The organism is Tateyamaria armeniaca, assembly GCF_045797845.1.
Taxonomy (GTDB): domain Bacteria; phylum Pseudomonadota; class Alphaproteobacteria; order Rhodobacterales; family Rhodobacteraceae; genus Tateyamaria; species Tateyamaria armeniaca.
Genome location: NZ_JBHDIY010000002.1, coordinates 2,192,701 through 2,208,380, shown reverse-complemented (window position 1 = coordinate 2,208,380; position 15,680 = coordinate 2,192,701). Strand labels below are relative to the sequence as shown.

General features: G+C 61.8%; 9 protein-coding genes. 4 read left to right on the top strand and 5 right to left on the bottom strand.

What is annotated here, in order from left to right; all coding sequences use genetic code 11:
- Nucleotides 1-42 precede the first annotated feature (42 nt).
- The 5 genes from ACERZ8_RS11140 to ACERZ8_RS11120 form a co-directional block, all read right to left on the bottom strand.
- The gene (locus ACERZ8_RS11140; protein WP_407592261.1) at nucleotides 43-2,283 is read right to left on the bottom strand and encodes a xanthine dehydrogenase family protein molybdopterin-binding subunit; all 2,241 of its coding nucleotides are present in this window, start codon (nucleotides 2,281-2,283) and stop codon (nucleotides 43-45) included.
- A 4-nt stretch (nucleotides 2,284-2,287) separates the two neighbouring features.
- Nucleotides 2,288-2,746 (bottom strand): (2Fe-2S)-binding protein, encoded by a 459-nt coding sequence (locus ACERZ8_RS11135; RefSeq protein ID WP_407592260.1) that lies wholly within the window; start codon nucleotides 2,744-2,746, stop codon nucleotides 2,288-2,290.
- 138 nt (nucleotides 2,747-2,884) lie between these two features.
- The gene (locus ACERZ8_RS11130; protein WP_407594244.1) at nucleotides 2,885-3,997 is read right to left on the bottom strand and encodes an S-(hydroxymethyl)glutathione dehydrogenase/class III alcohol dehydrogenase; all 1,113 of its coding nucleotides are present in this window, start codon (nucleotides 3,995-3,997) and stop codon (nucleotides 2,885-2,887) included.
- A gap of 139 nt (nucleotides 3,998-4,136) precedes the next feature.
- Nucleotides 4,137-5,900: an FAD-dependent oxidoreductase gene (locus ACERZ8_RS11125; RefSeq protein WP_407592259.1), complete on the bottom strand. Its 1,764-nt coding sequence runs from the start codon at nucleotides 5,898-5,900 to the stop codon at nucleotides 4,137-4,139.
- Between the two features lie 166 nt (nucleotides 5,901-6,066).
- On the bottom strand, nucleotides 6,067-6,447 hold the full coding sequence (locus ACERZ8_RS11120; protein WP_407592258.1) for a DUF3307 domain-containing protein: 381 nt from the start codon (nucleotides 6,445-6,447) through the stop codon (nucleotides 6,067-6,069).
- A gap of 153 nt (nucleotides 6,448-6,600) precedes the next feature.
- Between ACERZ8_RS11120 and ACERZ8_RS11115 the strand changes: the two genes are divergently transcribed.
- The 4 genes from ACERZ8_RS11115 (at nucleotide 6,601) to ACERZ8_RS11100 (ending at nucleotide 15,658) form a co-directional block, all read left to right on the top strand.
- Nucleotides 6,601-9,618, top strand: a complete 3,018-nt coding sequence (locus ACERZ8_RS11115) for an ABC transporter transmembrane domain-containing protein (protein ID WP_407592257.1) — start codon at nucleotides 6,601-6,603, stop codon at nucleotides 9,616-9,618.
- A gap of 120 nt (nucleotides 9,619-9,738) precedes the next feature.
- Entirely contained in the window at nucleotides 9,739-11,532 is a 1,794-nt protein-coding gene (locus ACERZ8_RS11110; protein ID WP_407592256.1) for an autotransporter assembly complex protein TamA, read from the top strand.
- Complete coding sequence (locus tag ACERZ8_RS11105) at nucleotides 11,532-14,774, top strand: translocation/assembly module TamB domain-containing protein (RefSeq protein ID WP_407592255.1); 3,243 nt, start codon at nucleotides 11,532-11,534, stop codon at nucleotides 14,772-14,774. Before ACERZ8_RS11110 ends, ACERZ8_RS11105 begins: the two co-directional genes overlap by 1 nt.
- Entirely contained in the window at nucleotides 14,753-15,658 is a 906-nt protein-coding gene (locus ACERZ8_RS11100) for a translocation/assembly module TamB domain-containing protein (RefSeq protein WP_407592254.1), read from the top strand. Before ACERZ8_RS11105 ends, ACERZ8_RS11100 begins: the two co-directional genes overlap by 22 nt.
- The last annotated feature ends 22 nt before the right edge of the window (nucleotides 15,659-15,680 follow it).

Sequence of the window (15,680 nt, the reverse complement as noted above, 5' to 3'; positions counted from 1 at the left end):
CAACACGCGCGCCCAGCAACGGGCCGCGCGGCGCATTCCGTCTCAGGCAAAGTCGATAAATTTCCGCATCGGCATTTCCCGGATGCGCTGACCGGTTGCGGCAAAGATGGCGTTGGACAGCGCCGCAGCCGCTGGGGGCACCATCGGCTCTCCGATGCCGCGCACATGCTCGCCGTTCTCCAGCCCGCGCACTTCGATCTGCGGGGCTTGCGCCAATCGCAGTCCCTCAAAATCATAGTAATTCATCTGCTCGACCATCCCGTCGGCATAGGTCACCTCGGCGTTGATCGCGTGGCCAAGGGCCCAGTTCACGCCACCCTGCACGTTGTTCTCAAAATTTACGGGGTCAACGACTGTGCCCACTTCGGCCGCCACCCAAACCTTGTCGAGACGAATGCCATCGTCCGTATTGGTGACCTCGATCACCTCGGCGGTGGGCACCCCGAAAGACAGGCAGAACGCCACGCCGCGCCCTTGGTTTGCGCCCACTGGACTGCCCCAATCCGACATCTCGGCCACCGCCTCCAACACTTTGCGCGAGGGGGTGTGCCAGCACAGGCGCAGGCGTTCTTCCATTGGGTCGGCACCGGCAGCATGGATCAACTCATCCAGAAAAACGTCGTGAAAGAACCCGTTGGTTGATGCCCCGACGGAGCGCCAAGAAGTGATCGGCGACAGTTCAGGCGCGCGATAACCGGTGACACGGTAGTCAGGGATTTCAAAGGGTTGTTCCCACGCACCCGCAACAATTTGCAGATCCGGTCCCGGCATTGGCAGGCCCTGACGCCCCATCTGGCTGGCCACGATCGACGGCATGGCAATACCCAGATCATAGGTCTGAACCTTCCCGTCGCGCACCGCGCCGCGTCCGCGCGCCATGGCGATCTGTCGGGTGTCGTCGTGGGTCATATCCTCTTCACGCGAATAGGTCAGCTTGACCGGTGTGCCCTTGATCGCCAGCGCGATTTCGGTGGCCTCGCGCACAACGCGATCTTCAAGACGGTGGCCAAAACTGCCGCCCATCACCTGCACGTGGACGTGCACATCATCGCCCGCGACACCTGCGATATCGGCGACGTTGTTCTGCACGAAGCGCGGGATCTGCGTGCCCGTCCAGACATCGACACGGCCATCGCCCACCAGCACCGTCGCCGAAATCGACTCCAGCGGGGCGTGGGCGAGGTAAGGCGCGCGGTACTCAGCCTCGATGACGTCCGCCCCGGTTAGCGCAGCTTCGACATCTCCATCATCACGCTTCCGGCTGTCGATCTGATCGTCGTTGAAACTGTCGGACAGGGCCTGCCAGTGCTGGTCCATCTCAGCCGGATAGGGCGCTGGCCCCCAGTCGATCTCAATGGCATTCACGGCTTGAATGGCGCGCCAGGTGTTGTCTGCGACCACCGCAACCCCGCCGGTCACCTCGACGATCTGTTGCACCCCACGCATCTCGCGGGCAGCGGCCGCATCATAGGCGTTCATCACGCCACCGCGACGCGGGTTCGTGCGCACACTGGCATGCACCATGCCATCCATCTCAAAGTCGATGCCGTAGCGCTGCGTTCCAGTGGATTTCGCCACAATGTCAATGCGTTCCATCGTTTTGCCGACCAGCCGCCAGGTGGACGGGTCGCGCAAGGTTACGTCGTTGACCGGGTCGATGCTCGCGGCAATGGGTGCCAGCTCCATGTAGCTGAGCGTCTCACCGCTCGGCAATTCGACCATCCCCCGCCCGGTCTTCAGCGCATCCACAGGAATGCCGGTCTGCTGCGCGGCGGCCGCTTTCAGCGTCTCGCGCGCGACGGCCCCGGCGAGGCGCAGCTTATCGAAACTGTCCGGTACGGTGGTGGACCCGCCGGTGATTTGCAGGCCCACGAACTTGATCATCGCGTCCATCACGCCGCGTGCAGAGTCAGCGACAAACCCATCATCGGTCGAACGGAATGGCGCGGCCTCAGCACTCAGCGCGGTGTTGTAATAGGCGGGGCCGGGCATGCCGGGATCGACGCGCACCTGATCCAGTTCGACATCCAGTTCCTCGGCGATCAGTGCGGCCTGCACCGAATATGCCCCCTGCCCGCAGTCCGCGCGCGGCGTGATCAGGGTAATGCCGGTGGCATCGATCAGCACATAGGGCGTCAGCGCCGCCTCGCCTTCGGCCAGATTGTCCAGCAACGGGTTCGCGACGGGGCGCTTGTACATGTAGTATCCAAAAGCGACCCCACCGACCACGGCGGCGGACCCGATCAGAAAGCTGCGGCGCGCAAATTTTCCCAGACGGCTCATGCGCTTACGTCTCCTGCAGCTTGGCGGCGGCGGTCTTTACCGCGGCACGGATGCGGGTGTAGGTCCCGCAGCGGCACAGATTTCCGTTCATCGCATCGTCAATATCGGCGTCGCTCGGGTTTGGAGTTTGCGACAGTAAAGATGCGGCCTGCATGATCTGCCCGGACTGGCAATAGCCGCATTGCGCCACCTGATGTTCGATCCACGCGGCCTGAACAGCATGCAACGCATCCGGCGTGCCCAGCCCTTCTATTGTCGTGATTGGGCCGTCAACATCTGCAAGCCACGTCTGACAGGATCGCACGGCAACGCCGTCGATGTGCACAGTGCACGCCCCGCATTGGGCCACGCCGCAGCCATATTTCACGCCTTTGATGTTCAGCTCATCGCGCAGAACCCACAACAGCGGCATGTCCTCCTCGACATCCACGTCATAGTCCGCGCCATTGACGGTCAGTTTCATGCAGCCTCCACAGCGCCGGGTTGGCTACAGGATATGTCAGCATGAAACTTGCAAAAACCTGCAATTCACGCCAAAGCCAAGGAAGATCGCGCCAATTTGAGACAGACTTGGCGCGATTCCGGACAGGCTGGTCGGGTCTTAGAATTCAACGACAGCGCGGATCGACTTGCCCTCGTGCATCAAATCAAAGCCATGGTTGATCTCGTCCAGGGTCAGCTTGTGGGTGATCATGGGGTCGATCTCGATCTTGCCGTCCATGTACCAGTCCACGATCTTTGGCACGTCCGTTCGTCCCTTGGCCCCGCCAAAGGCCGTGCCGCGCCAGACGCGGCCAGTGACCAGTTGGAAGGGACGGGTTGAGATTTCGGCACCAGCTGGAGCCACCCCGATAATGATGCTTTCGCCCCAACCTTTGTGCGCGGCCTCAAGGGCGGTGCGCATCACATCCACATTGCCGGTGGCGTCAAAGGTATAATCGGCCCCGCCGCCAGTCAGTTCAACCAGATGGGCCACCATGTCGCCCTCGACCTTCGAAGGATTCACAAAGTCGGTCATGCCGAAATGCTTCGCCATTTCAACCTTGCCATCGTTGATGTCGACACCGACGATCTGATCACATCCCGCCAGCTTCAGTCCCTGAATGACGTTGAGGCCGATACCCCCCAGACCGAAAACAATACAGCGGCTGCCGATCTCAACTTTGGCGGTGTTGATGACTGCGCCGATGCCTGTGGTCACTCCGCAGCCGATATAGCAAATCTTGTCGAATGGCGCGTCCTTGCGCACCTTGGCGAGCGCGATTTCGGGCACCACCGTGTGATTGGCGAAGGTTGAACAGCCCATATAGTGGTGGATCGGCGTGCCATCGAGCATGGAAAACCGGGTCGATCCATCGGGCAAAAGGCCCTGCCCCTGGGTCGTGCGGACCTTCTGGCAAAGGTTCGTTTTGGGGTTCAGACAGTATTCGCATTCGCGGCATTCGGGCGTGTAAAGCGGGATGACATGATCGCCCACTTCCAGTGTCGTGACGCCCTCGCCCACTTCGATCACAACGCCTGCACCTTCGTGACCGAGGATGGCGGGGAAAATGCCTTCGGGGTCCGCGCCTGATCGGGTGAATTCATCCGTATGGCACAGGCCGGTGGCCTTGATCTCGACCAGCACTTCACCTTTGCGGGGGCCATCCAGATTGACCTCCATGATCTCAAGGGGCTTGCCTGCTTCGACGGCGACAGCGGCGCGGGTTTTCATCATGGTCCTAATCTCCTCACGTATTTGCGCCCACAAGGCCCGCCAACGGGCCCTGTGTCAATGGCGCGATATTGGGTGATCAGCCCGTCAGACCGGATTTTGGTAAATCCTGGAAAAGGACGGCTTTCACGTCACCCCATCAGGACGCCGTACCTTTCTGCAAGACGGCGGAAAGCACACGCATCAATTCCCGCTGCGGGTCATCCGCAGCAGCATCATTACGCCATGCCACATGATGATCCGGGCGCACCAACACGCATCCGGCGTCTGACACTTCGCGTGCCCGTGCCCAATCGCCGGTGTGATCGACCAAGTCCTGGCGCGGCCCGATCACATGGGCGCTCATCTTGATCCCGAGGGTGTCGGCGACCGACACGGCCGCGTCGGCCCATGCCTTCCCACTCAACCCGGTCAGCAGGGCAAAGCCCCCGTTGGTCAGATCAAGGGTCGAGTGTTTTTGACCACTTGCATCATAAAGCCAGACATGCGGGATACGGGCGCCCGGCCATGTGGTCGGCTGGTAGTGCAGTTCAGCATCCTGCGCAAAGGCGGGTTCGCGTGATCCGTCGCTGACCACCGCATCCGAGCGATAGCGCTGGTTCATCTCGACCCCGTGGGCATCGAATTCATACTTCTTGAAGGCAATCGCATCACGCAGGGCGGCGCGTTGCGCGTCCGCCTCGGGTGTGCTGTCACAACGTTTGTCCATATTCGCCTGCATCACGTCCGGGTCCGTATGGCCGATCAGTCCAAGTGCTTCAAAGATTGGACCGAATTCACCGATGGATTGGTTGGCACGTGTCACAATCTGTTTGGCGACGGGGACGCGTTCGGCATTGTAGGTGTCCAGCAGTGCCTCCCCCGCCTGCCCTTTCAGGACGGCGGCCAGTTTCCACGCAAGGTTAAAGGCATCCTGAATCGACGTGTTCGACCCCAGCCCGTTGCTGGGCGGGTGACGGTGCGCCGCATCGCCCATTATGAACACGCGCCCTTTGGACATCTCGGTCGCATAGGCGTCGTTCACGGTCCAATAGCTGATCGCCTGCATCTCGATCTCAAGCGCAGGATCACCCACCAGATCGCGAATGATCTTCTTGGCCTCATCGTCCGTCAGTTCGGGGCGTTCGCCGTCGATGTCATAGCCCCAGATCACCATCCATTCGTTCCATGGGCGGATCATGCGCACCACACCCATGCCGATCCCGCCCACGTTCGACCCCGGCTGCATCACCCAGTAAAGGACCGAAGGGCGGTGCGCGACATGGGCGCTGAGGTCGGCCTTGAACAGCAGGTTGATCGACCCTGCGACGCCCATCTTGCCTTCGATCGGCACGCCAATGTGATCCGCCACGGTCGAATTGCCGCCATCGGCCCCGATCAGGTATTTCGAGCGCACGGTAAACGTCTTGTTCGTCAGCCGGTCAAGGATCGTGGTCGTCACGCCATCGCCATCGGCTTCGTGGCTTTGATATTCGCAGGACATCCGCGCCTGTGTGCCGCGCGCGCAGGCAGTCTTGAACAGCAACGGCTCCATGAAGGTCTGGGGCAGATCGTTCATCTTGCTGGGTGAACTCAACTCATGCTCGGCCCGGCTGAGAGGATGGGTGCCCCATGTCTGGATGCGTCCCAACTCCTCGCCCGTCAGGCTTTCGCAGAACACATTTGTGCCCATGAGGTCCTGCTCGGTTGCGTGCATGTAGGCTTCGGCCTCAACCTCGGGTCCTAGATCGCGCAGCACCTCCATGGTCCGCTGGTTGGTGATATGAGCGCGCGGGCTGTTGGCCAGCCAGCGATAGCGGTTCACGGCCATGTTTTCGATGCCATAGGTCGACAGTAACGCCGCAGTGGCCGAGCCCGCAGGCCCAGTGCCGATGATCAGCACATCGGTTGTCATATCTGCCATGTAAGGGTCCTCCTCCAAGGGTATTCAGTCGTGGCGCCAGACACGCGCCTTCGCATCCCACAACTGCCGTCGGTTTCTATCTTGCGCGATTTCGAGGGAATAGGGAAAGGGGCGTGACATGGCACAGGCGTGGCCGACATCCGGGGTCGTATTGAAACGGGGCACTTCAGGGCAACACGGCCCAGACCATCACCAGGTACGTCCACTGATGCAACGCCTGATCCACCCCAAACGCGCGCCAGTACCCCGCCTGATCCGGCCCATGACCGGTCAGGTCCGACCAGCGCCCCTTGGCCCAGTCAATGTGGAAATGGACCACCCATTCAATGATGGCCACGAGCAGGGCCAGCCCCATCGGAACGCCCATCAGCACCATGGCAACCAGTGATGCACCACCGTGCAGCCCGGCGTGCTGCACCCGCCCCATGTGCAGATAGCGGCCACGATCCCGCAACATGCGGGGCGTCTGCAGGTAGAAATCCGCAAACAGGTGCTTGGTCTGCAGCAGAAACAGCAGCCCCAGAACAAAGATCACGGGATCACTCAAGGACGGTCCTTCACGCGTTACTCTGATCCGCATCCTAGGATGGCAATCGATTTGGAGCAATCCACCTCACGCAAGCGATCAACATCGCCGCACAAGGCATTGATTTACCTTCAACGCCCCGGTTAAGTTACGCTTGGGCGCGCGGCGTCGAATTTGAGCAGGTCCATAGCCATCGAATCCTCCATTTTTGCCTTTATCTGGAAGTATTCCAAACGTGATCAGTTGATCCTGCTGGTGGTCACGCTCTGCCTGTTTCCACTGCTTTACCTGACCCTTGAACTGCCCAAACAGATCATCAACGACGCCATCGGGTCCGGATCTTCGACTATCACCGCGTTCGGCATGGAGTTCAGCCAGATCAACTATCTGATGCTGTTGTGTGGCGGGTTTCTGTTGGCCGTGATGGTGCATGGTCTGATGAAGATGCGCATCAACACGATGAAGGGTGTGCTGGCCGAACGGCTGCTGCGCCGGTTTCGTTACACGCTGATTGCGCGCGTATTGCGCTTTCCCCAGCCCTATTTCGAGCGCACAAGCCAGGGTGAGCTGGTCAGCATGGTCACCGCCGAAAGCGAGCCCATGGGTGGGTTGATGGGCGATGCAGTTGCGCAGCCTGTGTTGCAGGCCGGGCAGATGCTGACGATCCTTGGCTTTCTGTTCCTGCAATCGGTCGCCTTTGGTCTGGCCGCCTGCGCGCTGATCCCGTTGCAGGCATGGTTGATCCCGAAATTGCAGCGCCAGATCAATCTGCTGAACAAGAAACGCGTGGTGCAGGTGCGCGCCCTTGCGGCCGAGATTGGCGAGGGCGCGGTGGGTGCGTCGACCCTGCGGGTCAATGGTGGCTGGCGCTACCGGATGGCGATGATCGGGGATCGATTGGGGCGTCTGTTCGACATCCGCTTCCAGATCTACCAGAAGAAATTCTTCATGAAGTTCCTCAACAACTTCATCACGCAACTCACGCCGTTCTTTTTCTTTTCCATCGGTGGCTATCTGGTCATTCAGGGGCAGGTGACCATTGGCGCGCTTGTGGCAGCCCTGGCGGCCTACAAGGATCTGTCGAGCCCGTGGAAAGAGCTGCTGGCCTATTACAACCAATCCGCCGACATGTCGCTGCGCTGGGAAACGATCACGGAACGCTTTGCCCCCGACGGCATGGTGGACGAAGAGTTGTTTTACGGCCCCGCACCCGAGGCCCCGCGCCTGACCGGTGACATCGTGCTGGATCAGGTCACGGTGCGCGACGGTGACGGCAATCCGGTGATCGAGGACATATCGGTCACCCTTCCCGGTGGATCGGTGGTCGGCATCAGCGCCGAAAACGACGAAGACCGCCGCGCATTGGCAGAGGTGCTGACCCGCGAAACCCTGCCCACCAGCGGCACAGTCACCCTGTCTGGTCAGGACATCAAATCCTTGCATCAGGCCACGATTGCAAAACGGATCGGACACGCCAATTCGCGTCCCATCCTGTTTCAGGGCAGCTATGGGCAGAACGTGATGATGCCGATGCGGGTGTCCCCCGTCGGCAAGGGCGAAGACACCGATTTTGCCCGCGAGGCTGTACGCGCCGGAAACACCGCCGACATGCTCAAGGCCAAGTGGCTCGACCCTACATTGGCCGGGGTCGAGGACCGCGATCAGTTGCGCGCATGGTGGTACACGCTGATCGACGGGTCGGGCAGCGGCGAGGTGCTGACCCGGCGCACAATGGACCAAACCTATGATGCCGAAAAACACAGTGACCTGACGAAAGCCCTGATCGACCTGCGCCCCAAGGTCGCCGAAGCCGTCGAAGCGGCGGGCCTGTCGCGTTTTGTGCACCGCTTTGATCCAAACGCCTACAACCCTGCCCTGCCGATTGCCGAAAACCTGCTGTTTGCCACCCCGCGCGAGGCGATCACACCCGGGATCATCGAGGCAAAACTTGAGTTCCTGCGCCTGTTGCACGCGCTGGAACTGGCAAGCAATCTGGAACAACTCGCGCGCAACATCATCGAAATGCTGCGCCAGATCTTTGGCGCAAACGGCACCGACCATCCGCTGTTCCGCAAGGTCGGGCTGGATGTCGAAGTCTATGAGGCCGCCCTTGACCTTGTGAACCGCAAACCCCCGGGATCAGAAATCACGGACAGCGAACTTGCATTGCTGCTCAGCGTGCCTTCCAGCGTGACTGCCGAACAGGTCGGCCCGTCCTTTCCCGAGGATGTGCAGGCGCGGGTGCTGGAAATGCGCGCCCAGCACGCCGACTCGTTGCGTGGGCAGATGGATGACCTGTTCGTACCTATCGAAGAAGACGCTTATGTCTACGGCCTGACGGTTCTGGAAAACGCGCTGTTCGGCAAAGTGGCCGAAGGCGCGGGAACGCGCGGCGAAGAACTGCGCCGCATTGTTGTGCAAGTGCTGGCGGACGCCGGGGTCAGCCCGCAGGTTCTGGAACTCGTCTTTGACGTGCCGATCTCGCTTGGCGGGGCCAACCTGCCCGCGCTTTTTGCCGAACCCCTGTCGATCAGCCGCGCGACGATCAAACGACCAGACATCCTGATCCTGGATCGCGTCATGGCCAGCTATGACAGCGAAACGCGCGAGGCGCTGATCTCCAACCTTCGCAAACTGCTGCCGGACTCGACCCTGGTTTTTCTGAACGAAGGGTTCGAGGACGAAGACGTGTTCGATCTGCATTTCGAAGTGCAGCAGGGGCGCCTTGTCGGGGCCGAAGGGGCGCGGACAGAGGCCGACAGCGAAGTGGGGGCCGATCTGGCGCGCAAGCTCGAAGCGCTCAGCCGGACGCCGCTGTTCTCCGGCCTCAAGCGCAAGCAGTTGCGTTTGCTGGCCTTTGGCGCGCGCTGGTACAAGGCCAGCCCCGGCGAATACGTCTTTTACAAGAATGACGACCCGACCGATGGCGCCTATATGGTCATTGATGGTGAGGCGGATCTGCTGCTGCCGGTCGAGGACGGCGAAGACAAAGTCATCGCGACTGTCGGGGCCGGGGCTTTGGTGGGCGAATTGGGCCTCATCCGTCGCGAACCGCGCGCGCTGGACATGCGCGCAAAGACGGCCCTGTCCTGCCTGCGCATCAGCGAAGAGGATTTCATGGCCGTCGTCGAGAACGATGCCGCCACCGCGTTCCGCTTGCTGCAGGTGGTCGCGGGCTACGTGAAAACCTGACCTTCCAACAGGCGGTCCTGCGCAACTAATTCACAATTGCGCGTTAAGCGCTGGAACATTCGGCGTAGTTTTGGCATTGATGATGCAAGGCCGCAGACAACATGCGGCGAGGTGTTTTTGATGATCCAAAAAATCCGCCGCGTGCTGGCAATTGCGATAGCAGCGGCATGCTCCGCAAGTACAGCATGGGCGTTTGAGGTCACGGTTCAGGCACCTGACAGCGTTGCGGATGATTTGCGCACAGGTTCGCTGACAGCCGCCCTTGTGGACGGCGACGAGGCAGAAGGCGCGCCGCGCCCGATCGACATCCTGAGCGCGGCACAAGCGGATTACGCCAGACTGATCGGCGTGCTGTATGAGCAAGGCTATTTCGCCCCAAGCATCAGCATTCTTGTGGACGGGCGCGAGGCTGCCGCCATTGCCCCCATCGCCGCACCGCGCGCCATTTCCAGCGTGGTGATCAATGTGGAACCGGGGGCCGTGTTCACCTTTGGCACCGTTTCAATTACACCGCAGGCACCCACATCAGAACCGGTCGAAGGACTGGCGACGGGTGAGACCGCGCGGGTGTCCACATTGCGTGCCGGAACATCCGCCCAGATCGATGGCTGGCGTCAGGCGGGCCATGCCAAGGCCGCCATCGCCAGCCAACAGATCACCGCACGCCATCCCGAAAAGACAATCAACGCCGCCGTGACGCTCGACCCCGGCCCACGCCTGCGCTTTGGCCGCTTGATCATCAAGGGCGAAAGCGCGGTGCGGGAAAAACGCATTCGCGAGATCATGGGCTGGCCCGAGGGCAAAGTCTTTGACCCCGATGACATCACTCAGGTGCAGAACCGCCTGCGCCGGACGGGGACGTTCGCCGCCGCCAACCTGACCGAAGCCGCCGAACCCAATCCCGATGGCACGCTGGATGTGACGGCCACTATCTCGGACCAATTGCCGCGTCGCTACAGTTTCGGGGCGGAATACAGCACGCTCGACGGGTTCAGCGTCAGCGCGCTCTGGCTTCATCGCAACATCTTTGGCGGTGCCGAACGTCTGCAGATCGATGGCGAGATCAAGGGCGTTGGCGGTGACACAGGCGGTGTCGATTACCGTCTCACCGCGCTGCTCAGTCGCCCTGCGACCTTCCGCACGGATTTCGAACTCAACGTGCTGGCCGAGATTGAACAGCGTGACGATCCGAACCTGTTTTCGCGCACCGTGCGTCTGGGTGTCGGGGGCACCTATTTCGCCAGAGAAGATCGCGAATACAGCTACGGTATCGGTTTGCGCCGCGCCCTGACGCGCGACGATCTGGGCGAACGCGATTACACCATTTTCACCGTACCGCTGTCAGCGACCTTTGATCGGCGCGATGATCCGCTGAACGCTACATCCGGGTACTATGCCCAGATCGGGCTGACCCCGTTTCTGAACATTGACGGCACGGACAACGGGATCGTGACAACGCTTGATCTGCGCACCTACCGCCAGTTGGGCGAGCGGGTCACGCTGGCGTTTCGCGGTGTGCTTGGCTCCGTGGCCGGGCCGGACATCAACATTGCGCCAGCAGATTTCCTGTTCTTTTCGGGCGGGTCGGATTCCGTGCGCGGGCAGGAATTCCAGTCGCTTGGCGTGGAATTCAGCCCCGGCGTGACAATCGGCGGGCGCTCTTATGTCGGGCTGTCAGGCGAAGTGCGGGTCAAGACCGGCGACAACCTGTCGGTGGTCGGGTTCTATGACGCGGGCTATATCGGGTCAGAGGCGTTCTTTGACGGCTCCGGCGAATGGCACACAGGCTATGGCGCTGGCATCCGCTACAACACACCCATCGGGCCGATCCGCTTTGACGTGGCGCTGCCGGGCTCTGGTCCCGGCGACAACTCGGGCGTCGAAATCTACATCGGGATAGGACAAGCCTTTTGATGCGCCATCTCCTGATCCTCTTTGTCTGTCTGCTGTTTCCGTTCAGCCTTTTTGCGCAAGAGGCGGATGAGGAAGATCGCGGCTTTATCGCGGGGCTGCTCGAAGGCGCGCTTGGCGGTGACGGGCGCACCGTGCGCATCATCGGCTTTGCCGGGGCGCTTTCCAGCACTGCGACCATTGACCAGATCACGATTGCAGACAGCGAAGGCATCTGGCTGACCATCGACGATGTGGCGCTGACCTGGAACCGGCGCGCACTGCTGCGCGGGGCCATCGATGTCGAAGAATTGCGCGCCGCCCGTTTTGATCTGCCCCGCCTGCCCGTGGCGGAACCCGGCATCGACGTGCCGGATGCCGAAGCGACACCCTTTGCCCTGCCCGAATTGCCCGCCTCAATACAACTGGGTCAACTGGCCATCGACGTCGTGGCGCTTGGCGCACCCGTTCTGGGCGAGACCGCCGAATTGTCGCTGAACGGCACGGCCACCCTTGCCGGAGGTGCAGGTGATGCAACGCTTGTGGCCGAGCGCATCGACGGCAATCGCGCCAGCTTCAACATCGACGCGGCCTACGCGAACGAAACGCGCGCACTGAACCTCGATCTTGAGGTGTCTGAGGCGGCAGACGGGCTGATCTCCGGCCTCATGAACCTGCCCGGACGCCCCAGCGTGGACCTCAGGATCGAGGGCGACGGTTTGCTCAGCGACTTTGCGGCAACCCTTGATCTGCGCACCGATGACGCCCCGCGCCTTGCCGGGGCGCTTGCACTGCAAAGCGAGGCGGACGGGCCCATGGCCTTTGACGTCGACCTGAACGGCGATGTCACGGCGCTGTTCCTGCCCCAATATGCCGAATTCTTCGGCCCTAACGTATCACTGACCGCACAAGGCAATCAGGACGCAACCGGCGCGCTCAGCCTGAACCAGTTCGCGCTCGACACCCGCGCGCTGCGGCTCAGCGGACAGGCCGCGCTCAACAGCGATGGCTGGCCCACGCTGTTGGACATCAACGGCCAGATTTCTGATCCCGATGGCAATCCTGTGTTGCTGCCTGCGGGTGGCAGCGAAACGCGTGTCGATCTGGCCGATCTGTCGGTCACCTTTGATGCCAGCGACAGCGACGCATTGACAGCCGCAATCACAATCGCAGGTCTGGACCGGGCCGATGTGCAGGCGCGTTCGGTCAGTCTTGGCATTGACGGCACGCTGTCAGGCGACGTGAACGCCATCGGAGAAGTCGCGGCCCGCGTCGACCTTGACGCCTCGGGCCTCGGCTTCACTGACCCGGCACTTGCGCAGGCCATCGGCGCCGTTGTGCGCGGCGGGCTGGATGTCACATATGGCGATGACGCGCCGCTGCGCCTGTCCGATCTGTCCCTCCGTGGCGCGGCTTGGAACATCACCGGCAACGTCGTCACACAAAGCCTGTCAGAGGATTTTGCGACCACACTCGACGTCACAGTCGACACACCCGACCTGTCGGCCTTTGCAGCACTTGCTGGGCTCGACCTGCAAGGTGCGGGGCGGATCGAGGTGTCGGGCAGCGCCGCACTCGGGGGCTTCTTTGACATCGAAGTGGTCGGCACCACGGAAAACCTCGCGCTTGGTATCTCGCAGGCTGATGCGCTGCTTGAGGGTGTGACCAATGTCGATCTGGTGGCGCGGCGTGACGAGACGGGCACCTTCCTTGATCGCCTCACACTCAACAACGCGGCCCTTTCAGCGGATGTTTCTGCTGATCTGCAGACCGGTGCATCAAGTGCGCGATACGCATTCCGCCTCGATGATGCAGGGCGGGTTGTGGACACGCTTGATGGCCCGCTGAGTGTTGAGGGCACGGCACGCCAGACGAATGAAGTCTGGGACGTGGCGGCCACGCTTGCCGGCCCTCTTGATGCAACCGCGCGCGTTGATGCGCAGATCGCAGCGGAGCGGATCGGCATCGACCTCACAGCTGCCCTTCCCGATCTGCAACCGCTTGTTCCACAAGTGTCAGGCGGTGCCCGGATCGAGGCAAGTGCGGTTCAACTGGACGGAGCGTGGAATTTCGACACCACGATAGAAGGGCCGTTTGACAGTGCCGCCACCGCGTCAGGCCGCTTTGCCGAAGGGGCGCTGAGCGCCACTTACACCGCTTTCCTGCCCTCGCTTGACCCAATCGCCCCCGGCATCCCCGGCGCGTTGACCCTGAACGGTGACGTCCAGCAAGTGCCCGAGGGGTGGGAGTTCGCCACGAACCTGTCCGGACCTTACGCCGCGCAGGCGACAGCCAGCGGTCAGTTCCTTTCGGGCGTATTGAATGCCGACTACACGGCGGCGGTGCCAGACGTCTCGGCCCTCGCTCCGGGTATCACGGGGGCCGCATCGCTCGACGGCAACGTGCAACAAGTGCCTGACGGATGGGAATTCGCGACAGATCTGAGTGGGCCGTTCTCCAGCACGGGCAACGTGTCCGGTTCCTTCAAGGCGGCCCGCCTCGCAACGGCCTTTCAACTGGCCGTGCCCAATGTCGCGCCGCTGGTCCCGGGTGTCTCCGGGCCGCTGGCCATTGACGGGACACTTGCGCAGATCGACAACGGCTGGTCGCTCGACACGGATGTGGACGGCCCCTACGCCAGCACCGCAACGATCAGCGGCACCTTTGGTGAAGTGGGCACAACGGCGCGATATGCAGTGCGCATTCCCAATGTGGGCGCACTTGTGCCGCGCCTGTCCGGTGCCGCGGCCGTCACCGGCAGCGCGACCCAAGTAGAACGCGGATTTGACATCGATGCAGCGCTCGACGGTCCAGCGGGGACCACGGCACAGGTGCAGGGTCTGGTCGGCACCTCCGGACGTCTGGAACTGGACGCAACTGGGCAGGCGCAGCTTGGCCTGATCAACCCATTCATCGCCCCGCGCAGCATTGCGGGGATCGCGAATTTCGATCTGACCGTGGACGGCCCCCCGGCCCTGTCCTCGGTTCAAGGGCGGATCACGACACAAGGCACGCGGATGGCCGCGCCAAAACTGCCCCTGTCCCTTGCCGACCTCAGTGGTGCGGTCGCACTGACCGGCGGGCAGGCGCAGCTTGATCTAACGGGTCAGGTGACGGATGGCGGATCTATCGCGCTGGATGGTCCGATCACGCTTTCGGGGCGCTTTCCGGCGCAACTGGACATCGCGCTGAACAACGTCGTTGTGACGGACAACGTGCTGTACACAAGCCTCATTAATGGGGGGTGTCCATCAATGGCGCGCTGACCGGTGGTGCACGTATCGCCGGCACAATCAACGTTGGTGAAACCACGGTGCAGGTGCCCGCAAGCACGGTTTCTACCCTCGGCTCTATCCCCGACATCACGCATATCGGCGCGACCCGCCCGGTGATGCGCACCCGCGCCCGCGCGGGGCTGATCCGGGAAACGACATCCAGTGGCGGGCGTGGCGTCGCCTACCCCCTTGATATTACGGTGAATGCACCATCGCGCATCTTTGTACGGGGCCGTGGGATCGATGCCGAACTGGGGGGTGGACTGCGGATCACCGGCAGTTCGGCAGACACCATCTCCACTGGGCAAATCGATCTGATCCGCGGGCGGCTCAGCATATTGAACAAGCGGTTTGAACTGGATGAAGGGCGCGTCGAATTGCAGGGCCGGTTCGAACCGTTCTTGCGCCTCGTCGCTGCAACATCGACTTCATCCGGAACTGCGCGGATCATCGTCGAAGGTGCTGTGGACGACCCCGCTGTTACCTTCGAAGCGACGCCCGAGGCGCCACAGGATCAGGTGCTGGCTCAGATCTTTTTCGGGCGCGACATCTCGCAATTATCCGCCTTTCAGGCGCTGCAACTGGCCAGTGCCGTCGCCCGGCTGGCAGGACAAGGGGGCGAAGGGGTTGTCTCGCAATTGCGCGGCTCTTTCGGCCTTGATGATCTGGACGTGACCACGGATGAGGACGGCAACGCCGCCGTGCGGGCGGGCAAGTACATTTCCGAAAACGTATACACCGATGTCACCGTGGGCGGGACGGAAGGCCCCGAGGTCTCGCTGAACATCGACCTCACGCCCAACATTACCGCGCGCGGCAGCGTTGCGGCTGATGGCAGTACCGGGGTCGGCATTTTCATCGAAAAAGACTACTGACCGGCGCGCTCACCCATTCAGT